Origin of the sequence: Streptomyces sp. CB01201 (genome assembly GCF_002803085.1) — a bacterium.
Lineage (GTDB): Bacteria > Actinomycetota > Actinomycetes > Streptomycetales > Streptomycetaceae > Streptomyces > Streptomyces hundungensis.
The window spans coordinates 82739-105541 of record NZ_NNBJ01000018.1; the positions used below are offsets into that span (position 1 = coordinate 82739).

At 71.5% G+C, this 22803-nt stretch carries 16 protein-coding genes and 1 tRNA gene; 3 read left to right on the forward strand and 14 right to left on the reverse strand.

Annotated features, from left to right (window positions below):
* Positions 1 to 204 precede the first annotated feature (204 nt).
* Together CG740_RS30980 and CG740_RS30985 are read right to left on the reverse strand one after the other, a co-directional pair.
* Entirely contained in the window at positions 205 to 1989 is a 1785-nt protein-coding gene (locus CG740_RS30980; protein WP_100578598.1) for a DEAD/DEAH box helicase, read from the reverse strand.
* A 603-nt stretch (positions 1990 to 2592) separates the two neighbouring features.
* Positions 2593 to 4023: an MFS transporter gene (locus CG740_RS30985; RefSeq protein WP_100578599.1), complete on the reverse strand. Its 1431-nt coding sequence runs from the start codon at positions 4021 to 4023 to the stop codon at positions 2593 to 2595.
* Between the two features lie 182 nt (positions 4024 to 4205).
* Between CG740_RS30985 and CG740_RS30990 the strand changes: the two genes are divergently transcribed.
* Positions 4206 to 4280, forward strand: a tRNA-Cys gene (locus CG740_RS30990).
* 6 nt (positions 4281 to 4286) lie between these two features.
* Here the strand turns inward: CG740_RS30990 and CG740_RS30995 are convergent.
* The 3 genes from CG740_RS30995 to CG740_RS31005 all read right to left on the reverse strand — a co-directional run bounded on the left by CG740_RS30995 (position 4287) and on the right by CG740_RS31005 (position 7536).
* Positions 4287 to 4655 (reverse strand): hypothetical protein, encoded by a 369-nt coding sequence (locus tag CG740_RS30995; RefSeq protein ID WP_100578600.1) that lies wholly within the window; start codon positions 4653 to 4655, stop codon positions 4287 to 4289.
* Positions 4656 to 4840: 185 nt separating this feature from the next.
* A complete protein-coding gene (locus tag CG740_RS31000; RefSeq protein ID WP_100578601.1) occupies positions 4841 to 7153 on the reverse strand; it encodes a DUF6571 family protein in 2313 nt (770 codons plus the stop codon).
* A gap of 20 nt (positions 7154 to 7173) precedes the next feature.
* Positions 7174 to 7536, reverse strand: a complete 363-nt coding sequence (locus CG740_RS31005) for a hypothetical protein (RefSeq protein WP_199846627.1) — start codon at positions 7534 to 7536, stop codon at positions 7174 to 7176.
* A 224-nt stretch (positions 7537 to 7760) separates the two neighbouring features.
* Here CG740_RS31005 and CG740_RS31010 point away from each other — a divergent pair, with 224 nt between their 5' ends.
* Positions 7761 to 8681: an NAD(P)-dependent oxidoreductase gene (locus CG740_RS31010; protein WP_100578672.1), complete on the forward strand. Its 921-nt coding sequence runs from the start codon at positions 7761 to 7763 to the stop codon at positions 8679 to 8681.
* Here the strand turns inward: CG740_RS31010 and CG740_RS31015 are convergent.
* From CG740_RS31015 to CG740_RS31055, 9 genes are all read right to left on the reverse strand, one after another.
* Positions 8678 to 10996: a xanthine dehydrogenase family protein molybdopterin-binding subunit gene (locus CG740_RS31015; protein ID WP_100578603.1), complete on the reverse strand. Its 2319-nt coding sequence runs from the start codon at positions 10994 to 10996 to the stop codon at positions 8678 to 8680. The two genes, CG740_RS31010 and CG740_RS31015, sit on opposite strands and share 4 nt — an antisense overlap.
* Positions 10993 to 13044, reverse strand: a complete 2052-nt coding sequence (locus CG740_RS31020) for a (2Fe-2S)-binding protein (RefSeq protein WP_234376573.1) — start codon at positions 13042 to 13044, stop codon at positions 10993 to 10995. Before CG740_RS31020 ends, CG740_RS31015 begins: the two co-directional genes overlap by 4 nt.
* The gene (locus tag CG740_RS31025; RefSeq protein WP_100578604.1) at positions 13041 to 13940 is read right to left on the reverse strand and encodes an FAD binding domain-containing protein; all 900 of its coding nucleotides are present in this window, start codon (positions 13938 to 13940) and stop codon (positions 13041 to 13043) included. The genes CG740_RS31020 and CG740_RS31025 overlap by 4 nt, the downstream gene beginning before the upstream one ends.
* Before the next feature lie 334 nt (positions 13941 to 14274).
* A complete protein-coding gene (locus CG740_RS31030) occupies positions 14275 to 15951 on the reverse strand; it encodes a beta-N-acetylhexosaminidase (RefSeq protein WP_100578605.1) in 1677 nt (558 codons plus the stop codon).
* 814 nt (positions 15952 to 16765) lie between these two features.
* On the reverse strand, positions 16766 to 17611 hold the full coding sequence (locus CG740_RS31035; protein WP_100578606.1) for a carbohydrate ABC transporter permease: 846 nt from the start codon (positions 17609 to 17611) through the stop codon (positions 16766 to 16768).
* A 56-nt stretch (positions 17612 to 17667) separates the two neighbouring features.
* On the reverse strand, positions 17668 to 18621 hold the full coding sequence (locus tag CG740_RS31040; RefSeq protein WP_100578607.1) for a carbohydrate ABC transporter permease: 954 nt from the start codon (positions 18619 to 18621) through the stop codon (positions 17668 to 17670).
* Positions 18622 to 18626: 5 nt separating this feature from the next.
* On the reverse strand, positions 18627 to 19925 hold the full coding sequence (locus tag CG740_RS31045; protein WP_100578608.1) for an extracellular solute-binding protein: 1299 nt from the start codon (positions 19923 to 19925) through the stop codon (positions 18627 to 18629).
* Between the two features lie 234 nt (positions 19926 to 20159).
* Positions 20160 to 20453, reverse strand: coding sequence for a DUF3039 domain-containing protein (locus tag CG740_RS31050; protein WP_100578609.1), 294 nt, complete (start codon positions 20451 to 20453; stop codon positions 20160 to 20162).
* Positions 20454 to 20519: 66 nt separating this feature from the next.
* Positions 20520 to 21119 (reverse strand): YqgE/AlgH family protein, encoded by a 600-nt coding sequence (locus tag CG740_RS31055; protein ID WP_100578610.1) that lies wholly within the window; start codon positions 21117 to 21119, stop codon positions 20520 to 20522.
* Between the two features lie 294 nt (positions 21120 to 21413).
* Here CG740_RS31055 and murA point away from each other — a divergent pair, with 294 nt between their 5' ends.
* Positions 21414 to 22754: a UDP-N-acetylglucosamine 1-carboxyvinyltransferase gene (gene murA / locus CG740_RS31060; protein WP_100578611.1), complete on the forward strand. Its 1341-nt coding sequence runs from the start codon at positions 21414 to 21416 to the stop codon at positions 22752 to 22754.
* Positions 22755 to 22803: the final 49 nt, after the last annotated feature.

Genomic DNA, 22803 nt, shown 5'->3' on the forward strand with positions numbered 1-22803 from the left:
TGTTCGGGACCTAAGTCCGTCTTAGCGGGGACCTTGGCCGACCGACACGGATTTGCCGGGACATTACTGTGGCAGACGTTCGAGGGGCGTCCGTGGGGGCCGGTCCTCGTACACATCCCGATCCCTTGGGATCCCGAACGGGGCCCGGCAACGCACGCCGGGCCCCGTTCGCTGTCCGGGGGTCCGCCCCCCTGGCACGAGCCGCTACTTCATGCGGGTGGCCCACTCCTGGACCTTCTTGATCCGCTCGCGGAGCTGCCCGGCCGTCGCCTCCGCGCTCGGCGGACCGCCGCACACCCGGCGCAGCTCGGTGTGGATCACGCCGTGCGGCTTGCCGCTCTGATGGACGTACGCGCCGACCATCGTGTTCAGCGACTTGCGGAGCTCAAGCAGCTCCTTGTGCGAGACGACGGGCCGGCGCTCCGCGGGCATCTCCAGGAGGTCGGCCTCCTCGGCCGGCTTCTGACGGCTGTGCGCGATCTGCCGGGCCTGCCGCTTCTGGAGCAGCATCTGCACCTGGTCGGGTTCGAGGAGCCCCGGAATGCCGAGATAGTCCTGCTCCTCCTCGCTTCCCGGGTGGGCCTGCATGCCGAATTCGGCGCCGTTGTACATGACCCGGTCGAAGACGGCGTCGGATTCCAGCGCCTCGAAGGGGAGCATGTCCTCCCCGGTGTCCTCGTCCTCCTGCTTGTTCGCCTCGTCCATTTCCTGTTCGGACTCGGCGTACGGGTCTTCTTCCTCGCCGTCCTTCTTCGGCTTGTCGAGCACGTGGTCGCGCTCGACCTCCATCTCGTTGGCGAAGCCGAGCAGCATCGGAATGGTGGGCAGGAAAACGGATGCGGTCTCACCGCGCCGCCTGGACCGCACGAAACGACCGACGGCCTGGGCGAAGAAGAGGGGCGTCGAAATCGTGGTGGCGTACACGCCGACGGCCAGACGCGGCACGTCGACGCCCTCCGACACCATGCGGACGGCGACCATCCACCGGTCGTCGCCCTCGGCGAACTCGTCGATCCGCTTCGAGGCGCCGGTGTCGTCGGACAGGACGACGGTCGCCTTGGAGCCGGTGATCTCGCGGATCAGTTTGGCGTAGGCGCGGGCGGCGTCCTGGTCGGAGGCGATGACGAGCGCGCCGGCGTCCGGGATGGCCTTACGGACCTCGGTCAGGCGCTGGTCGGCGGCGCGCAGCACGTTGGGCATCCAGTCGCCGCGCGGGTCGAGCGCGGTGCGCCAGGCCTGCGAGATGGCGTCCTTGGTCATGGGCTCGCCGAGCCGGGCGGCGATCTCGTCCCCGGCCTTGGTGCGCCAGCGCATGTTGCCGCTGTAGCTCATGAATATGACCGGCCGCACTACGCCGTCGGCGAGCGCGTTGCCGTAGCCGTACGTGTAGTCGGCGGAGGAGCGGCGGATGCCGTCGTTGCCCTCCTCGTACGCGACGAAGGGGATGGGGTTGGTGTCGGACCGGAAGGGGGTGCCGGTGAGCGCGAGCCGCCGGGTGGCCGGGTCGAACGCTTCGAGGCAGGCCTCACCCCAGGACTTGCTGTCCCCCGCGTGATGGATCTCGTCGAGGATCACCAGGGTCTTGCGCTGCTCGCACCGGTTGCGGTGCAGCATCGGGCGCACTCCGACACCGGCGTAGGTGACGGCGACGCCGTGGTACTCCTTGCTCAGCGGCCCGGCGCTGTAGTCCGGATCGAGCTTGATGCCGACCCGGGCGGCGGCGTCCGACCACTGCTTCTTGAGGTGCTCGGTCGGCGCGACGACGGTGATCTGCTGCACGACGTGGTGGTGCAGCAGCCATGACGCGAGTGTCAGCGCGAAGGTCGTCTTGCCGGCGCCGGGGGTGGCGACGGCGAGGAAGTCGCGCGGCTGCTCCTGGACGTACCTCTCCAGGGCACCCTGCTGCCAGGCACGCAGCTTGTTGGCCGTGCCCCAGGGGGCGCGGCCGGGGAAGGCGGGTGAGAGGTGGTGGGAGGCGGTAGTAGTCACGGTCTCCGGTTCGGGTCTCTCGGTGTACGGGATTCTCGGGCATCCGGGCCGGAGGCCCGGCGGGGCTTACGTACGACAACCGGGCCACCTTACCGGCGCGGGGTCGGGTACCCGACGGATCGCCTCCCGGCGGGGCGGCTGTGAGAGCGGGCTCACAGGAATGTCCGGGGCTTGGCCCCGGGGCCCCGGGGGGTTTGCCCACCCGCCCGCCCCTTGCCCCGGGTTGGTAGGTTCCGGGTCCCCCTGGGGCTCCGCCCCAGACCCCGATCGCGCCTCAAGGGCGCTCGTCCTCAAACGCCGGACGGGCTGAGGATGGCTGCGCTGGCCCGTACCGAGGCATTCGGGGCCACCTACAGGGGCGCGGGGAACTGCGCGAGAAGCGACCACGGTCCGCGGACCGAAACGGGGTTGGGGGCGCGGGGAACTGCGCGACCAGCCACGCACGATCCGCACCCGAACAAGCGGCGCCCGGTTCGCAGCCCCCAGCGCCGACCCCGGGGCGCAGCCCCTGGAAGCTCACCCGCCCCCAGTCCACCCCCGGAGGGTTGCGGGAAGGGGCGGGGAGGGGCAAACCCCCGGGCCCGGAGCAGAGCCCAGCAGCGCTCACGCCCCCCGAACCCGCCCCGCGACGAACGCCCCCACCCCCGCCACCACCCCCATCGGCAGGAACACCACAGCGAACGCCCCGGGATGCGGCGCAGCCGCCACCGCACCCCCGCCCAGCGCCGCGAACCCCGCCCCGCCCGCCGCGAGCAGCAGCACGTTGGACAGCCCGTCCGAGATCTGGAGGGCGGCCGAGTTGGCCCCCGCCTCGTGCGGAGCCGAGAGCTTCAGGAGCAGCACGCTCGTCGAAGCGATGACCATGCCCATGCCGAAACAGCCCACGCCCCAGGCCACGCCGACCACCCACACCGGCACCGCCTCGAACAGCACGCTCGGCGCGGCCACGATCGCGAGGGCGACCAGGACCATCCCGACCACCATCAGCCGCTCCCGGTGCGCCTCCATCCGCGGCCGGGCCTGGACGTACGAACCCAGCGCCCACGTGCCCCCGCCGACGGCCAGCGAGAGCCCGGCCATCGTGGGGCTCAGGCCCCGCTGGGTGACGAGCATCAGCGGCACGAACGACTCCGCCGCGATGAAGGATCCCGCCGCGAGCCCGCGCAGCAGCACCACGGCCGGCAACCCGCGCGCCGCCCGCCATGTGCCGTGCGGCAGCAGGGCCCGCCGCCCCGTCACGGCCGGCCCGAGCAGGGCCGCCCCCGCCGCGAACGGCAGCAACGACAGCCACCTCAGCTCCTGCCCCGCGTACTGCATCAGCCCCGCGCCGACCGAGATCGCGAGCGCCAGCCCGATCCGGCGCCGTTCGAACGGCTCGGGCGGGGCCGACGGATCGGCGGGCCCCGAAGCCATCCGCCGCGTCGCGGGCAGTGCGAGCGCCAGCGGGAACACCACGAGCGCCGGGATGCCGATGAACACCCAACGCCAGCCCAGCTGTTCGGTGACCGTCCCTGCCACCAGCGGCCCGACCACCGAGGGCACCACCCACCCCGCCGCGAACGCCGCCATGATCGTCGGCTGGAGGCGCGCGGGATAGGCCCGGCCTATGACCACGTACAGCGCGACGATCACGAGCCCGCCGCCGAGCCCCTGCACGGCCCGGCCCGCGATGAACGTCCACATGTTCAGCGCCGTCCCGGACAGCAGCAGCCCCGCCGCGAACCCCGACATACCGACGGCCAGCGCCCCGAGCGGCCCGCGCCGGTCGGCCCACTGCCCCGCGACGACCATGCCGAACAGGCTCGTCGTGAAGTACGCGGAGAAGGCGAAGGCGTACAGCGAGACCCCGTCGAGCTCGCGCGCCGCGACGGGCATCGCGGTGCCGACGGCCGTCGCCTCGAAGGCGATGAGCAGCACGACGGTGATGATCCCGAAGCTCAGCGCACGATGCTCCCGCCCCAGAATCCCGCCCTCACCGACGCCCTCCGAGGGGAGGTCGGCGAGGCGGGCATCGGACGGTTCAAGGGCGCTCATCCGCTCAGAGTAAGAGGCGTCCTACGGTCTGACCCCTGTCAAAGGACGGGACTCCGGCTACGCCGATGGTCGTAGTCCCCACGCCCCTCGTGAACGCAACATGGCAGCCGCATTGCAACCCGCCCGCCCCTCTTCCCCTCCCCCACCCCGCCCTCTACGTTCGTACCAACGCACCAGCACACGGCCGTGTGCCCGAGTGGTTCAGGGGCTCGCCTGCAAAGCGAGTTACGTGGGTTCGATTCCCGCCACGGCCTCCACATTCCTTATGTATTCGCGCACTTGAGCTTCTGCTTCGCGAACTGGACGTACTGCTTGAGCAGGCCGGTCAGGACCTCTCGGGTGCGTGGCGTGTCCGGGGCCCGGTCGGTCGTGAGTTCCAGCTCGACGTACTTCTGCGACGGCGGCAGCGCGGGGCCCCTCGGCAGGTCCGGACGCTCGCACAGGAAGACCGTTCCCGCGCCCCCGCTCCAGACGTGGCCCTCGTCACCGGCCTGGACGGGAATTCCGTGCTTCTGCACGTAGCGGTTCCATTCGGTGCCCTTGCCGCTGTTCCTTCGTACGGCTTGAACGACCAGGGCAGCGTGGTCGTCCACGAACAGCGAGCAATACGTGTCGCCCTGCTTCTCGAACACGTCGAAGGGAAGCTCATTCCGTTGATGGGCCGACTCACCTTTCGGGAGGAGCGGCACGACGGAACTGCCGCTGAACGCACCCCAGCACAGACTCTTGGGAATGCTCGGCACGGACGGCTTTTGCGAGCAGCCGCACAACAACAGCACGATCCCAGCGGCGACGGTCCGCCGAGTACCGGCACGTATCACTCTCCACCGCCCTGGGGCGTAATGGCCCTGGTGGCACTACGCCCGGCGGAGTAGGCGCCGGCAATGCTGGTGGATGCCGTTCCCTCGAACTCCCTGACGTCCCGCTCCTCCAGGCCCGCGCTGATCCCCGCGCTGCGCACAGCATTCGCGGCGGACTGCTTGGCATTCGACTCAGCCTTCGTGTAGGCGGCACCGGCTTCCTGGCTGGCCTTGTCCGAGGAGTTCTCCTTGCCTTCATCCACCAAGCGTTCGGAGATGTCCTCCTTGAGCCAGCCGACCGCGTCACCTCCGACAGGTAGCAACTCGATGTACTTGCCGCCCACCGAGTCGATGACCCGATTCACCCACTTGGATTTGTCCTCGACGGCCTTGTTGAAATCCTCGTCGGCGGCGGCCTGCTTCTCATACACGGCCTCCACCCGCGCTTCCGCCATCATCCCGGCGATCTGGCCGCCCGGGTGCACCGCGTTGCGGACCGCCTCGCCCACGTCGTGGCCGTGGTTCTCGGGGTGGGCGAAGACATCTCGCACCAGGAGCGTCGTGTAGGCCTGTTGGGCGTTGGTGATCGCGCCATACGCTCCGGGGTCCTGAGCCACAACGCCGAGGAACTGCCCCACCTGGGCTCTGTTGAACTCCGCGAGCACTCCGAACGGCTTGGCTTGATGTGCGCCGTTCTCCGAGATCGCCTGCAAATCCGGCATGTACTCCGCAGCCATGTCCCCGAAGTGCCCCGAAAGACCCGCCAGCCTGCCCGGAGTGCCGTCGTCGGCCTCCTTCAGGAGGGACGGGTCCGAGCCGATCTTTTCGACGACCTGCTCCATCACGTGGGACATCATCGCCGTGTGCTCCACCGGTGGGGCGTCGGTGCCCGGGGTGCGGCCCGTTACGGCCGCCTCCAGCGCGTTGCCCAGCGCCGACTGGAACGGGGTCGTGTCGCCGGCGCCCGGCGCCGTGTCGTACCAGTCGTCGGACGGGCTCTTGTCCAGCATGTAGGCGACCATGCCGAGCGACGAGGACTGGCCCTCGTCGTCCTTGACCGTCACCGGCCCGTCGTCGGTGGTGACGATGCCGTTGCCGTCGGTGTCCTCGCGCACCGGCTCGTCGAAGAACTCCGAAGCGACCTGCGGGTTGTTGCTCAACGCCGTCATCAGCCCGGTGAGGGGGTCGAAGCCGCGGCCGCCCTCCCTGTCCAGGTTGAAGGCCCTCGCCGTGTCGTACGGCATGCCCTGCTGGAACACCTTCGGGTGCTGGTGCTCGAAGCCCACCATGTCGCGGGCGACGGGGAGCAGGAACTCCCTGTCGTACGTGCCGTGCCGCAGCAGCGCGCCCAGCGCCTGGTAGCCGTACACCCGGGTGGTGACACCGGCGAACCCGCCGACGTCGATCGGCTTGCGGCCGGCCCGCATCAGGGCGAGCGTCCAGCTCGCGTCGAGGTGGCCCGGGGTGCGCGGGCTTGTGGCGAGGCCGAGCATCGGGCCCAGGTCGTCCTGGATGCGGTGCACGGAGGCGAGCCGGTCCGCGCCGGCCGGGCCGAGGGCCGTCGCGTCCAGGGACAGCCGGGCGTAGAAGTCCAGGGTGCCTTCCGCGCCCATGCGGCGGTAGAAGGCCGTGGAGAACGCCGGGTCGCCGCGATGGTCGTCAAGGAGCTCCTGGAGTGCCTTGAGCGCCTCCGGGTTGCGCGCGGTGCCGCCGTCACCCGTGACCTTCCTCGCCAGGTCCGCCGCCCGCGCGGCCTCCTCGTCGGCGAGGCCGGTGAACTTCGGGGCGCTGAAGTCATGGGCGTCGGTGACGTTCCCCGCCAGCGCGAGGCGCAGCGCCTCGTCCGCTTCGGCGCACGTCCCGACCGCCGCCCTGACCCGCTGCTGCCAGGCCTCCAACGCGCTGTTCTGCTGCTGGAGCGCCTGCGGATACTCGGGGTCGTGGCGGGCCGCCGCGTCGTCCTGGAGCGGATGGCGGGCGGCGACGGTCCCGGACGCGTCGATCACGAAGCCCTTCCTCCCGGCCTCGTCCACGATCGCCCGGAGCTCGTCCCTGGCCCTCTTGAACGCCCCGTACCCGTCGAGGAGCACCCCATGGACCCCCGACGCCTCCTTGGCCGCGTCGTCGAACTCCTTGGCCGTACGGGTGATGAACGCGCGGGTGACGCCCGCGTTCACCCCTGCCCAGGAGGCCCGGTCCGCGTGTGCGCGCATGCCGTCGTGCGCCTCCCGGGCCAGCTTCGCGAGCCGGGTCGCCGTTTCCGACCAGTCGTCGACCGCCGTCTTCAGCTTGTCCACCGGAGCGTTCAGGACATCCGCGTACGTCAGCATGAATCCCGTTCCCCCCGCCCCTACTTGAGGTATCCGCTGATCACGGAGACGGGGGCCAGCGAGCCGAGGACCGCGGCGTCGTCCTTGGCGTGCTGGGCGACCGAGTAGTCGAGGTGGTTGGAGATCTGCGCGCAGGCGTCCTTCAGCGTGGCGAACTGGCTCTGCCACCGGTCGTGGACGCGCATCAGCGCGGCCCCGCTGGAGAAGTTGTCGGCGCTCAGCGCACGCGCCGCCTCGAAGGTGGACTGCCGGGCGTGATCGCCGTCCACCCGCAGGGCGTCGTACAGCTTGTGGGCGTCCCCGCCGACCACGCCGAGGTCGTCGGTGTGCGCGACCAGGTCCGAACCACCCGGCCCCCGAGTCCCGACTTCTCCTGACGCCATCCTCAACTCCCTTGCTCTGTAAGCCCATTGCCTTTTCTTTGCCGGCAGCATAGGGGATGGGGACTCGCGGTTCCGGTCTCGCCTGCCGACGCGCTCACATCCTGGGCAACCACGCACTTTTTAGTGCGTACTTGATCATCCGGTGCGCCGCGGCGAGCCTGATCCACATGGCACAGAAGCAGACGCAGACCCCGACACAGACACCGACACCGACGCAGACCCAGATGGCACTGAATGGATCCGAGACGCAGTCACGGCCCGCCGCCACTCCTCTCACCCTCCTCGGCCTCGGGGCCATGGGCACGGCCCTGGCCCGTGCGTGGATGGCCGCCGGGCATCCGCTCACCGTGTGGAACCGCAGCACCGCCCGCGCCGCGGCGCTCACCTCCGACGGGGCCCGGACCGCCGACAGTGCCGCCGCCGCCGTGGCCGTCAACTCCCTTGTTGTGGTGTGCCTGTTGGACGACGCCTCGGTGGGCGAGGTGCTCGACGACGTCGATCTGGCCGGCAAGGACGTGGTCAACCTGACCACCAGCACCCCGGCCCTGGCCCGCGCCCGCGCCGCTTGGGCACGCGAGCGCGGAGCCCGCTATCTGGACGGCGGGATCATGGCCGTACCGCCGATGATCGGCGTACCGGGAGCGGGCGGCTACGCCTTCTACAGCGGCTCCCCCGAACTGTTCGAGCAGCACCGCGCGACCCTGGCCGTACCGGCCGGCACCACCTATGTCGGCGAGGACGACGGCTTCGCCGCGCTGTACGACGTGGCTCTGCTCAGCGCCATGTACGGGATGTTCGCCGGGGCCGCGCACGCCTTCGCCCTGATCCGCTCGGAGGACATCGACCCCGCCGCGCTGGCCCCGCTGCTCGCCGACTGGTTGAACGCGATGAGCCCGGCGGTGCACCAGACCGCCGAGCAACTCAACAGCGGCGACTACACGACCGGCGTCGTGTCGAACCTCGGCATGCAGGCCGGCGGGGTGCCGACCTTCCTCGACACCGCGGAACAGCAGGGCGTCAGTACCGAACTGCTCGCCCCCTACTTCGCGTTGATGCGCCGACGCCTCGCCGAAGGCAGCCCCGAGGAGGACCTGACCGGCGTGGTCGACCTCCTCGTACGTCCTCGGCCGGCGGCCGCCGCCTAGCCCTGCTGGACCACCGCCGCCTGCGGCCGGATGGGGAGGCGGTTGACCGGGCGGCCGGTCGCGGCGCGGACCGCGGAGGCGATCGCGGCCGGGGAGGTGACGACCGGGACCGCGCTCGCGGCCTTCGCGCCGAAGGGGGCGACCACGTCCCGTTCCTCGACCAGCTTCACGATGCGGATGTCGGGCGCGTCCAGGGACGTCGGCAGGGCGTAGCCCGTGAGGTCGGGGTGGCGGATCTGGCCGCGTACCGTCCGCAGGTTCTCGGTCAGGGCCGCGCCGACGCCCTGGGTGACACCGGCCTCGATACGGGCGGCGAGCTGACGGGGGTTCAGGACGCGGCCGACGTCCTGGGCCACGGCGAGTTCCACGACGCGGACCGAGCCGAGCTCGATGTCGACGTCCACGACCGCCCGGATCGCACAGAACGCCAGGCCGACGAACGCGTCGCCCTGGCCCGCCTCGTCGAGCGGCTCGGTGGGGTGCGGGCGGCACTGCGCGGTGGCCCAGAGTTCCTTGCCGTCCATGGCCTCGCTGACCGTGGTCGACAGGACGCCGTCGTACGACGTGATCTTGCCATCGGCGATCTGGAGCAGCTCCGTGGACATGCCGAACTTGTGGGCCAGCGGCTGGAGCAGCTGGGTGCGGACCATCTTGGCGGCGCGCTCGACCGCGCCGCCGGACACCCAGGTGTGGCGGCCGTGGGTGGCGGGGCCGGCGGGGGGCTGGTCGGTGTCGACGGGCGCCACGTGCACCTCGTCGATGCCCAGGGTCTCCTGGACGATCTGGCGGGCGAGGGTGGTGAAGCCCTGGCCGGTCTCGACGGCCGCGCAGATGACCGTGGCGACGCCGTCCTGGACCTTCACGGTGGCGGTGGACACCTCGTCGGTGCCCTCGGCGCCGAGCATGTGGACCATGCCGAGCGCGTAGCCGACCCCGCGCCGCACCGCGTCCGGCTCGCCCGCGCCCTCAAGGCCGCCCGGCAGCAGCCAGTCGTCCTCGGGGGCGTCCTTGGGGAGCGTGGGGAGCGGGAAGTCCCGTACGGCACGCAGGAGTTCGGCCACCGGCGCCGGGCAGGTCACCGTCTGCCCCGTGGGCAGCAGATCGCCCGTCGCGAGCACGTTGCGCATCCGCAGTTCGGCCGGGTCGATCCCCAACTTCCCTGCCAGCTTGTCCATTTGGCCCTCGTAGGCCGCGCACACCTGGAGTGCGCCCTCGCCCCGGACGTGTCCGGAGGGCGGGTTGTTGGTGCGCACCGCCCAGCCCTCGACGAAGGCGTGCGGCACGACGTACGGGCCGCAGGCGAACGCGACGGCGGCGGCCAGGGATTCGGAGGATGCCTCGGCGTAGGCGCCCGCGTCCAGCAGGATCTGCGCCTCGACCTTGACCAGGCGGCCCTCCGCGTCCGCGTGGTGGCGGTAGCGCAGCAGGGTGGGGTGGCGGTGGGCGTGGCCGAGGAAGGACTCCTCGCGGGTCGCGGTCAGCTTCACCGGGCAGCCGGTCCTCAACGCCAGCAGCCCCAGCGGGAGTTGGAAGCCGAGGTCCTCGCGGTCGCCGGTCGCGCCGGGCACTCCGGTGACGACGACCTTGACCCGGTCCGGCTCCAGACCGAAGCAGGCGGCGGCCAGATCGCGGTCGCTGTGCGGGTCGGTGGAGGCGGTGTACAGCTCGACGCCGCCGTCGGGGCGCGGCACCGCGAGGCCCGCTTCGGCACCGATCGGCGCCGGGTCCTGGCGGCCGATCCGGTACAGGCCCTCGACCACGACCTCGCCGGTCGCCTCGGGGTCGCCGTACTGGAGCGGGATGTGCCGGATCAAGTTGCCGTCGGGGTGCAGCGGTTCGGCCGCGAACGCCTTCTCCGGGTCGGTGACCGGTTCGAGCACCTCGTACTCGACGGCGATCGCGGCGGCCGCGAGGCGTGCGGTGTCGGGGTGGTCGGCGGCCACCGCGGCGATGGGCTCGCCCTGGTGGCGTACGTACTCGGACGCGAAGACCGGACGGTCGGCGATCCGGCGGCCGAACGCGGGGTCCCCCGGCACGTCGGCGTGGGTCACCACGGCCCGTACGCCCGGCATGGCGACGGCGGCCGCGGTGTCGATGGAGACGATGCGCGCGGACGCGTGCGGGGCGCGCAGCACGGCTGCCCACAGCAGGCCCTCGGCCCACAAATCGGCCGCGTAGGGGAACGTCCCCTCGGTCTTGGCCCGCGCGTCGCCCGGCGCGAGGGACGCGCCGATCCCGTGCGCGGGCGGCTCCGGCTCCGGCCCCGCCACCGGAGTGGCGCCTTCGGCCGTCGCGGTGGCTGCGTCGTTGCTCACGCCATGCCTCCGTCGTGCGTGTGCGGGGGCTTGGCACTGCCGGCCCCTGGGGGTGCCTGGTGCGGAATGCGGGCCTCGTCGGCCAGGGCCGCGCCGGCCGCCTCGCGGCCCGCGACGACGTCCTTCACGGCGTCGAGCACACCGCGGTAGCCGGAGCAGCGGCAGAGGTTGCCGCAGAGCGCCTGGCGCGTTTCGAGCTCGGTGGGTGCGTGGTTGCCTTCGAGCAGGTCATGCACGGTCATGGCCATGCCGGGGATGCAGAAGCCGCACTGCACGGCCCCGCTCGCGGCCAGGGCCCGCTGCACGTCGGAGGGTTCGCCGTCGGTGGCGAGCCCCTCGACGGTACGGACCTCGCTGCCGGCCGTGGTCGCCGCAGGCACCAGGCAGGAGGCGACGAGCCGCCCGTCCACCTGGACGTTGCACGCCCCGCACTCGCCCTGCGAGCAGCCGTCCTTGGCCCCGGCGAGCCCGAGCCGCTCACGCAGCACGTAGAGCAGCGACTCACCGACCCACGCCTCGGTGACGGGCCGGTCGGCGCCGTTCACGCGCAACACGTAGGAGGCGCGCGGGTGTTCGAGGTCCGGCGCGCCGGTGAGCGCGGGTTCGGGTGCGGCGCTTTCGGCCTCGGGTGCGACGCCTTCGGGCCCGGGTGCGACGCCTTCGGGCCCGGGCTGGGGGTCGGGTGCGGCGCCGTCTGGTCGCGGTGCGGCGCCTTCCGGCCCCGGCTCGGGTGCGGTCTCGGCTTCGGGCGCGGGTGCGGGCGCGGGCACGTGTGCGCGCTGGAGCGCGGCCTCCGGTTGGGGCTCGGGCTCGATCCCGCGCTCGATGCCGGGCTCGGTTCCCGGCTCAACTCCCGCTGCGGGGACGGAGACTGCGGGGACGGAGGGGGCTGCGGGGACGGAGTGGGACGACTCGGCCGCCATCGGCGGCTCGGGGTTCTCGGGCACCTGGGGGTTCTCGGGAGCGTTACCGGCTCCATGAACCTCGGAGGCCTCGGAGGCCTCGCTGGCCTCGTAGGCCGCGTGGGCCGCGTGGGCCGCGTGGGCACCATCGGTCTCGTGAACACGACGCGCCTCGTGGACGCCATAGTCCTCGTGGACTCCATCGGTCTCGTGGACGCCATGGGTCTCGTGCGCCTCACGGGTCCCATGGGCCTCGGGCCCGGCCGGTGCCGACGTCTCCGGGAGCGCTTCGGCGAGGGGCTCGACGGTCAGCGGTGCTTCCGGGGGCGGCTCCGGCGCGAAAGCCGTCATGGGCGCCGTCGCGTGCGCCGCCGGGGCTTCGGGAGCCTCCGGCGCGGCGGGGGCCGGTGCCTCCACCGGCTCCGGCGCGGGCGGTACGGGAAGCTGGTTCGCCCAGGGGGCGGGGGCGCCACCGGGAAGGGTCGCGGGCGGTGTCGAACCCCACTGCTCGATCAGCGACGAGGTGGTGAACTCGCCCGATTCTTCGGGGAGTTCGCCGTCGGCGACCGGAATCGTCCACTGGCCGGTACCGGCGAGGGAGGGCTCGTCCGCGAAGTTCCACTGGGCTGTCGCGGACGGGTCGTGAGCGGGGTGCGTCGGGGTCGCGGGCACCGGGGTGGGCGCGGGGGGCTCCGGCCACACCACGGTCTGCGCGCCGGGCGCGGGCTCGCCTTCGGACCCGCCGGGCGCGCCCTGGCCGGTCGGCTCGGTCGGGATCCGCCAGACGCCGGTGGCCCCGGGGTCCGTCGCGGCGGCCGGGGTGAGCGGCACGATCATCGGCGGTACGTAACCGTGGCCGGGCGCCGCGAGGGGGGCGCCCATCAGGTCCATGTCCGGGGGCAGCTGAACGAACGCGGTCGCGTCCGGCTCGTACTCGCCGCCGTGCGGAACCGGCTCCCAGCCGCCGTGCCGGGGCACCTGCCCGTAACCGTGCTCGTTCTCGCGCTCGGGCGCACGCTCGGGCTCGTACGGGCCGTTCCAGTCGTCGTTCCAGTCGTCGTGCGGGGCGTTGTTCCGGCCGCCGTTGCGACCGTTGCTTCGGTCGTTGTTCCGGTCGTGGTTCCGGTCGTTGTGCTGGCTGGTCACGACAGCGCCCTCCCCAGTGCTCGTCGGGCCAACGCGGCGACGGTACGCCGCAGATGCAGTACGGCGGGCGAGAGGGGCGGGGGCGGTGAGCCGTCCGCGGGTGGCTCCGGATCCGGGATGCAGGCGGCGGCCACATACTCACCGAACGCGCCGAGCGCCTCCGGGGCCAGGGCCGCGCGCTCGCCGTCCCAGTCGATGAGCGAGGCGATCCAGCGCTCGGCCTCCAGGGGCCGCAGCGGCATCGGCGCGATGGCGCCGACGGCGCAGCGCACCCCGCGCCGGGCCGGGTCGAGCACGACGGCGACCGAGGCGGTGGCCCGGCCGGGGCCGGTGCGGCCGGTGGCCTTGAGGAAAACTTGGGGCGCGTGCAGCAGCGGCACCCGGACATATCCGATCAACTCGGCCGGGGCCAGCATGTCCCGCCCGGCCAGCAGATGCGACACGGGAATTTCACGTCGGGCGCCGTCCTGGCCCGCGATGACGAGGGTGGCTTCGAGCGCGGCGAGCACCGGCAGCGCATCGCCGGTCGGGGCGGCGGAAGCGATGTTGCCGCCGAGCGTGCCCGCGTTGCGGATCTGCGGCGGGCCGGCGGCGCGCGCGGCCGCGGCGAGCGCCGGGATGAGCGCCGCGAAGTCCGGGCGCCCCATCCGGGCGTGGGTGAGACCGGCGCCGAGCAGGGCGTGGCCGTCCTGGTACTGCCAGCCGCGGATCTCGTTGATCCGGCCGAGTCCGACCAGCCCGGCGGGGCGCAACAGGCCCCGGTTGACGGCCGCCATCAGATCGGTGCCGCCCGCGACGGGCACGGCGGCAGGCATGGCCGCGAGCGCCGCCACGGCCTCGTCCAGTGAGGCAGGCAGCGTCACGGACTGCGCCGCCTGCGGTGCGTGCGTGGTCAACCCAGCTGCCCCTTCCCGGTGTCCCGGCCGTACGACTGTGCCGTCTGTGGCCACCTGCTGATGGCCGTACCGTACGTGCTCACAGCCCGGACGTGGCAACTCTGGCACATCTTCCGGACCGGCCGACGGCAGGGTCCTTGAAGCGCGCTTCCGTACCCGACCTGGGGAATGTTCCGGTTTCGCGGGCGTTGTACGACTTATGCGGTACGCCTCGTTCCGCACGCCGGGTGTTCGTCACAGCGGTCTTCCTCGCAGCCGGTCGCGGCCGGGCGGCCGTGACCCGGGCCCACGCTCCCAGGCACACGGCCGCCGGGCACCGCCCTTGCCGCCGGGCTCACCTGTTTGGGGGCGCCCCCTCGATCGGGCGTCCGACCACTCCGGGGCGCTGCTGCCACGGCAACGGCCCGGCGGGCGGCCGGTAGTCGACGCCGAGCGCGTCAAGGCGCCTGTAGTGGGCGGCCATTCGGCGCTCGAAGTCGGCGAAGTCACGCTCGGCCGGGGCGGGCAGCGCGCTCCAGGCGACCTCGGCGAAGGCGGCGAGCCGGGGGAACACCTGGTAGTCGACGCGGGACTGGTTCTCCATCACCTCGGTCCACGCGTTGGCCTGGGTGCCCAGCACATGGGCAGCGGCCTCGGGACCGAGCTGCGGCGGAACGGGCTCGAAGCGGTAGACGTCCTCCAGGGTGCGGACGAACCCGATGGGCACGGGCTCCTCGGCCCCGGCGGCCTGCCGGTGATCGAGATACACGTACTGCTCCGGGCACATCACGACATCGTGCCCGGCCTCGGCGGCGGCGATCCCGGCGCCGTAGCCGCGCCAGGACGAGACGGCGGCACCGGGGGCGAGGCCGCCCTCCAGGATCTCGTCCCAGCCGATGAGGCGGCGCCCGCGGGCGCTCAGCCAGGTGTCGAAGTGCCGGATGATCCAGGACTGGAGCTCGTTCTCGCCGGCGAGCCCGAGTTCGCGGATGCGGTCCTGCGCGATGTCCGACTTCTGCCACTGCTCCTTGGGGCATTCGTCGCCGCCGATGTGGATGAACGGCGAGACGTCCTCGGGGAAGAGGTCGAGCACCTCCTCCAACACCCCCTCGTAGAAGCGGAGGGTGTTGTCAGTGGGGGCGAGTACGTTCGGATTGACGCCCCAGGTGTCCCAGACGGAGAGGGAGGCGGTGTCGATGACGTCGGTGTTGCCGAGTTCGGGGTACGCGGCGATGGCGGCCTGCGAGTGGCCCGGGAGGTCGATCTCGGGGACGACGCGGATATGCCGCTCGGCGGCGTACGCGACGATCTCGCGGATGTCGTCCTGGGTGTAGTAACCCCCGTGCGGCTTCTCGTCCCACAGGGGCGAGGCCCGATGCCCCCACTTGGTACGGCTGCGCCATGAGCCGACCTCGGTGAGGCGGGGGTAGCGCTTGATCTCGATCCGCCAGCCCTGGTCGTCGGTGAGGTGGAAGTGGAAGACGTTGAGCTTGTGGGCGGCGATGAGGTCGAGGTAGCGCAGCACGCCGTCCTTCGGCATGAAGTGCCGTGCCACGTCCAGCATGAGCCCGCGCCAGCCGAAGCGGGGGCTGTCCTCGATCGTGACGCCGGGCAGCGCCCAGTCCTGACCGGCTGCGATCGGGGCCCGCCGGAATGCCTCCGGCCCCAGCAGCTGACGGAGCGTCTGTATCCCGCGGAACACGCCGGCGGGGGTGGCGCCCTCGATGAGGGCGGCGGCGTTGTGGAGGGTGCGGTCGGTGGAGAGCCGGTACGCCTCCGGGCCGCCGGGGAGGCCGGGTTCGAGCCGCAGCACGACACGGTCCGCGTCGCCGCCGTCGCCGTCGCCCTGGTCGCCTCCCCCGCCCTCGGCCAGGGCGAGCCCGGTCGCGGCGCCGATCGTTCCCCGGAGGAGGGGGGCGAGGGCCTCGGTGCCGGGGGCGGTGTGGAGGGTGGTGCGGGGAGTCAGGCGGGTGGGGGTGGCGCCATGGCGGGTGGTGCGGGGGGCTGGGATGAGGTGGCTGTGCGTGTTCACGTCCNTTCACGTCCGTGGGGGTGGGGGTGGGGGTGGATGCGGGGGTGCGGGTGGGCACTTGGGCGGGCGTGTGAGTGGGCGATCCTGCGTGCGGGTCCATGTCCATGGGGGTGGTGATGTTCCTTTCGTGGGGGTGGTGGGTGGTGGGTGGTGGGTGGTGTCCGGGTCTGTTTTCGCCCCGCCCCGCCCCTCCCCTAAACCCTCCGGGGGAGAATTCGTCGGGTGCGGACCGTGGGGGTTTGTCGCGCAGTTCCCCGCGCCCCTACGCGGTCTCGGTGTTCACCTGGCCGGGCAACTCGGCTCGGCTGCGGACCGTGCGTGGCCTGTCGCGCAGTTCCCCGCGCCCCTACGCGGTCTCGGTGTTCACCTGGCCGGGCAACTCGGCTCGGCTGCGGACCGTGCGTGGCCTGTCGCGCAGTTCCCCGCGCCCCCAAACCCCGTTCTCGTCCGCGGGTCGCGGGGGCCGTTCGCGCAGTTCCCCGCGCCCCTAAGAGCGCCGGGTCCGGGCATCCCCAGGCGGTCTGCCCAGCAGGATCGGTACGGGGCGACGCAGGCATCCCCAGCCCGTCCGGCGTTTGAGGACGAGCGCCGTTCAGGCGGGATACGGGGTCCGGGGCGGAGCCCCGAACCGGGGGGCAGGGGGCGGAGCCCCCTGCGGGGGTTCGAGGGGCGCAGCCCCTCAAGGGGGTCTGGGGCGCAGCCCCAGGGGCCGAGCCCTTCGACTTCCTGTGCGGGCGGGTGGGTGGGCAGGATGCCCGGGGTCTGGGGCGGAGCCCCAGGGGGAGCCGGAACCCACCGACCCCACACCGCGAGGTCACTTGACCGCACCCCCCACCCCCGAAACCAACCTCCGCTGCACCAGCACGAAGAAGACCAGGACCGGCACGGTCATGACCGTCGACGCCGCCATGATCCCGCCCCAGTCGTTCTCGTCCGGCTTGAAGAAGACGAGCAGCGCCATCGGCAACGTGGACTGCGACGTGTCGCTGATGATGAAGGACTTCGCGAACAGGAAGTCGTTCCACGCGGAGATGAAGGAGAAGACGCTCGTCGCCACCAGCCCCGGAAAGACCAGCGGGAACAGGATCTGCCAGAGGAACCGCGTCCGGCTCGCCCCGTCCAGCGCCGCCGCTTCCTCAAGCGCGACCGGCACCCCCCGCACGAACCCCCGCAGCATCCAGATCGCGAACGGCAGCGAGAACGCGAGGTGCGGCAGGATCAGCGAACCCAGCGTGTTGAGCTGGCCCAGATCACGCATCAGGAAGAACAGCGGGATCGTCAGCGCCTCGACCGGCACCATCTGCGCCACCAGGAACATGATCAGCAGCGTGGTGCGGAACTTGAACCGGAACCGTGTCACCGCCGTCGCCGCGAGAAAGGCGATCAGGGCAGAGAGCAGCACCACCGACCCCGCCACGACCAGGCTGTTGAGGAAGTACCGCCCGAAGTCCTGCTGGGTGAAGACCCGTCGGAAGGAGTCGAGGGAGGGGGAGAGCGTCCACGGCCGGGGGTGGCTGGACTGCACCTCCCCCGCCGGCTTGAACGCCGAGAGCACCATCCAGTACAGCGGGAAGGCCACCACGACGGCCACAAGGAGCGCGGCCCCCTCGGCGGCCAGCCGCCCGGGCCGACGCACCCGTAGCCGTATCCGTGGGCGCATCCGTGGGCTCATCGGGGACTTCGCGGGACTTTCCGACCTCACGGACGCCACCGTCATCACAGCTCCTCCCCCTGCCTCCGCAGCAGCCGCAGATACACCAGCGTCGCCGCCAGCAGGATCAGCAGCATCACCACGCCGATCGCCGATCCGAGGCTGTACTGCGACGAGGCGAACGCCTTCTGGTACGCGTACACGTTGAGGACCAGGTTCTGGCCCGCGATGCCGCCGCCGTTCGTCATGACGTAGATCTGTGTGAACACCTTGAAGTCCCAGATGACCGACTGGATCGTGACGACCGTCAGGATCGGGCGCAGCATCGGCACCATGACGGAGCGCCAGATCCGCCACTGCGAGGCCCCGTCGAGCGCGGCCGCCTCCAGGACCTCGCCCGGGATCGCCCGGATCCCGGCGTACACCGTGACCATCACGAACGGGAAGGAGCACCACACCACTTCGAGCAGCACGAGCAGGAACGCGCTGTAGCGCCCGTACGTCCAGGAGTGGTCGCCGAGCCCCAACACCCGGTTGACCGGGCCGAAATCGGGGTCGAAGAGGAACATCCACACCGTCGAGCCGGTGATCGCGGGCGTCGCCCACGCGCCGAGGGCGGCCAGCATGAGGGCGAGCCGGGGCAGCGCCCGTACGCGCGTCAGGAGCACGGCGAGCGAGCAGCCGACCGCGAGGGTGCTCACGACGCAGGCCGCCGCGAAGACGACGGTGGCGAGCAGCACCGACCAGAACTGGCTGTCCGAGAACAGCGCCGTGTAGTTCGCCAGGCCCTGGAAGCTGGTGGGCTCGCCGCCGCTGACCTGGGCCTGGGTGTACTCCAGGAAGGAGATCAGGCCGAGTTGGTAGATCGGGTAGACGAGCAGCGCGCCGAGCACGGCGAGCGCGGGTGCCAGATAGAGCCAGGGGGTCCAGCCGGCCCGGCGGAGCGTGCGGGGGCGCGTGCGGCGGGCCGGGCCCGGCGCCGCCAGGGGCGCCGGGGCCGTCCCGGGCTCGGCGGTCACGGGGCTCAACCCGCCGCCCCGAACACGTCGTTCATCTTCTTCGCCGCGTCCGTCGACGCCTTCGCGACGTCCTTCTTGCCGCTGACGATCTCCTGGAACATCGTGGGCAGCACGAGCGAGGAGTCGATCTGACCCCAACCGGGCGACGCGGGAACGAACTTGGCGCCCGAGGCGAGGCTGCGGACGAAGGGCTCGACGAACGGCTGCTTCTTGGCGACCTCGGCGCGCACGTCGGTGTACGTCGGCAGGAAGCCCATCGCGTCGAACAGTGCGCGCTGGGTGGTCTTGCCGGCGAGCTGTTCCATGAGGGCGACGGCGAGCGTTCGGTGCGAACTGCTCTTCAGGACGCCGATGTTGTTGCCGCCGGCGAAGGCCGGGGCGACCGAACCGGGCGCCAGACCCGGCAGCGGTACGACGGCGTACTTGCCCTTGACGGTGCCGGCCTCGACGGCGGCGTGGTTGAAGTCGCCGCCGATCGCCATGGCGGCCTTGCCGTTGGCGAAGGCGGTGACCGTGGCGTTGCCGCCCATCTGCGCGCACTTGGCGGCGGGGCAGTTGTCGTCGCCGAAGAGCGAGGTGTAGGCCGTGATGCCCTTGCGCGCGGCCGGGCTGTCGAGCGCCGAGGTGTACTTTCCGCCGTTCTCGGTGGCCAGTTCACCCCCGTTCGCCCACAGGAACGGCAGCGCGCCGTAGGTGTAGGCGCCGCCCACCGCGAGCCCGTACAGGTCGGGCTTGGCCTGGTGGATCTTCTTGGCGGTCGCGATCAGCTCGTCCTGCGTCTTCGGCACGGCGACGCCGAGGTCCTTGAGGACGTCCGTGCGGTAGTACAGCGCGCGTACGCCCACGAACAGCGGGGCGCCGTACACCTTTCCGCCCACCGTCACGGACTGCTTGGCCGTCGGGTCGGTGTCCTTCGCCTCGTTCCAGGCGGCGAACTCGGCGCTGACGTCCGCGAGTCCGCCGTCCTTCACGTATCCGGCCGTGTCGGTGTTGCCGTACTCGATGAGGTCGGGCGCGGAGCCGGGATCGTTGAAGGCGGCCTTGATCTTCTGGGCGCGGGTCTCGACCGGGATGTACTCGACCTGCACGTCGGCGCCGTTGTGGGACTGCTTGAAGGCGGCCACGGCCTTGTCGACGACCTGCTGCTTGGGGCCGTTGCTCACCTCTTGGAAGAGCCAGACCCTCAGGGTGCCGCTCTTGTCGTCGCTCTTCGCGCTGTTGTCGGACGTCTGAGGGGCGCAGGCGGAGAGCCCGGCGAGGGCAAGTGCCGCCAGCGGCAAGGCGGTTCGGGCAGAGAGCTTCACTGCGGAGATCCTCCCCATGGCCGTTGCAACATACGCAACGAGCGTTTCGCATACTGCAGAACAGGGAGGAGGTTATGGCGGAGGCAAAGGCCACGGCAAGAGGTCTGGACAACCCGGCCCACCCGATCCGGACAGCCCGGCCCACACAGAACGGCCCCCGGGGTGTGCGTGACGCACACCCCGGGGGCCGTTGTACGGAAGCGGACCTGCCGCCTCCCGGACCTTCCGGCGGGCCTACTTCTTGTCCTTGCCGCCCTTGTCCTTGTCCTTGTCGCCACCGGCGCCCATGGACTCGTAGATCTCCTTGCACATCGGGCAGACCGGGTACTTCTTCGGGTCGCGCCCCGGCACCCAGACCTTGCCGCAGAGCGCGACGACGGGGGTGCCGTCGAGCGCGCTCGCCATGATCTTGTCCTTCTGGACGTAGTGGGCGAAGCGCTCGTGGTCGCCGTCGCCGTTCGACACCTGGGGTGTCGGCTCTACGAGGGTCCCCGTACCTGCCCCGCGCTCGGGCTCAAGAGTGCTCATAACCACCAAGGGTACTGAAGGCAACCGGATTGGGTGGAGGGGCGTCGCCCTCCGTTCGTCACGCCGTCAATTGAGCGAGGGATCGTCCGGATACGTGGCCACCATCGCGAGCTCGCTGCGCTGGCGGCGCAGCACCGCACGCCACAGGCTCCCCGGCTGCGGGGACGAGACGTCACCCGGCTCCGACTCGACCACGTACCAGGCGCCGTCGGTCAGCTCATCCTCCAGCTGACCCGGGCCCCAGCCCGCGTACCCCGCGAAGATCCGCAGCGAGCCGAGGGCCGCGGCGAGCAGCTCCGGAGGGGCCTCCAGATCGACCAGGCCGATCGCCCCGTACACCCGGCGCCAGCCAATGGGGTCTCCCCTGCCCGAACGGAGCCGAGAGCTTGGGGAAGGGCCTTCGTCGCCGGGGATGACGGCCACGCCGAGCGCCGAGTCGAGCGAGACGGGACCGCCCTGGAAGACGACCCTGGGCTCGCCCGCGAGGCCCGCCCATGATTCCAGAATGTCGCCCACGCCTACCGGCGTCGGACGGTTCAGGACCACGCCGAGCGCGCCCTCCTCGTCGTGGTCGAGGAGCAGCACCACCGCGCGGTCGAAGTTCGGATCCGCGAGCGCGGGGGTGGCGACGAGCAGTCGCCCGGTGAGCGAGGACACCTCGGTCATGCGGACATGATCCCGCACATTCGGGGGAACCGAGGGGGAATGCACCGCCCGAAGCGCGTCAATGAGGGGTGGCGACCGGGAGACGGGCGGGCGCACGGCAGCAACAGGACACGGTTCACCGTGCGCCCCCGGGAGTGATCCGGGGCACGTGACACTGTGCAGGTCTTCCTGCGCGGAGCGTGCTGTAGCGAATTCATTACCTTCGTGAACCCTCCTAGGCCTTATGGGGCAGGGGTGAAAGCCCCTTACCCTTTATCCCTGCCCCTTGCCCGACCACTCCGGAACGCGAGATTCATGACCGGCACAGACGATGTACTGCTTGTCCACGGCGGAACCCCGCTTGAGGGCGAGATCCGCGTCCGCGGCGCGAAGAACCTCGTGCCGAAGGCGATGGTCGCCGCCCTCCTCGGCAGCGGCCCGAGCAGACTGCGCAATGTGCCCGACATCCGCGACGTACGCGTCGTACGGGGCCTGCTACAGCTGCACGGCGTCACCGTCCGCCCCGGCGACGAGCCCGGCGAGCTGATCCTCGACCCCTCCCACGTCGAGTCCGCGAACGTCGCCGACATCGACGCGCACGCGGGTTCCTCGCGGATCCCGATCCTGCTCTGCGGCCCGCTGCTGCACCGCCTGGGCCACGCCTTCATCCCGGGCCTCGGCGGCTGCGACATCGGCGGCCGGCCCATCGACTTCCACTTCGAGGTGCTCCGCCAGTTCGGCGCGACCATCGAGAAGCGCGCGGACGGCCAGTACCTGGAGGCCCCGCAGCGGCTTCGCGGCTGCAAGATCACGCTGCCGTACCCGTCGGTCGGCGCGACCGAGCAGGTGCTGCTCACCGCGGTGCTCGCGGAGGGTGTGACCGAGCTCTCCAACGCGGCGGTCGAGCCGGAGATCGAGGACCTCATCTGCGTGTTGCAGAAGATGGGCGCGATCATCGCCATGGACACCGACCGGACCATCCGGGTCACCGGTGTCGACGCCCTCGGCGGTTACACCCACCGGGCCCTCTCGGACCGCCTGGAGGCCGCCTCGTGGGCGTCCGCCGCGCTGGCGACCGAGGGCAACATCTACGTCCGGGGCGCCCAGCAGCGCTCGATGATGACGTTCCTGAACACCTACCGGAAGGTGGGCGGCGCCTTCGAGATCGACGACGAGGGCATCCGCTTCTGGCACCCGGGCGGCTCGCTCAAGTCCATCGCGCTCGAAACCGACGTGCACCCGGGCTTCCAGACGGACTGGCAGCAGCCGCTGGTCGTCGCCCTCACCCAGGCCACCGGCCTGTCCATCGTCCACGAGACGGTGTACGAGTCGCGGCTCGGCTTCACCTCGGCGCTCAACCAGATGGGTGCGCACATCCAGCTGTACCGCGAGTGCCTCGGTGGCTCGAACTGCCGCTTCGGGCAGCGCAACTTCCTGCACTCCGCGGTCGTGAGCGGCCCCACGAAGCTCCAGGGCGCCGATCTGGTCATCCCGGACCTCCGGGGCGGCTTCTCGTACCTCATCGCCGCGCTGGCGGCCCAGGGCACGTCCCGGGTCCACGGCATCGACCTGATCAACCGGGGTTACGAGAACTTCATGGAGAAGCTGGAGAGCCTCGGCGCGAAGGTCGAGCTCCCCAACGGTTCGCTGGTCTAACCCCCTGGGGCTCCGCCCCAGACCCCGTTTCGCGCCTGAACGGCGCTCG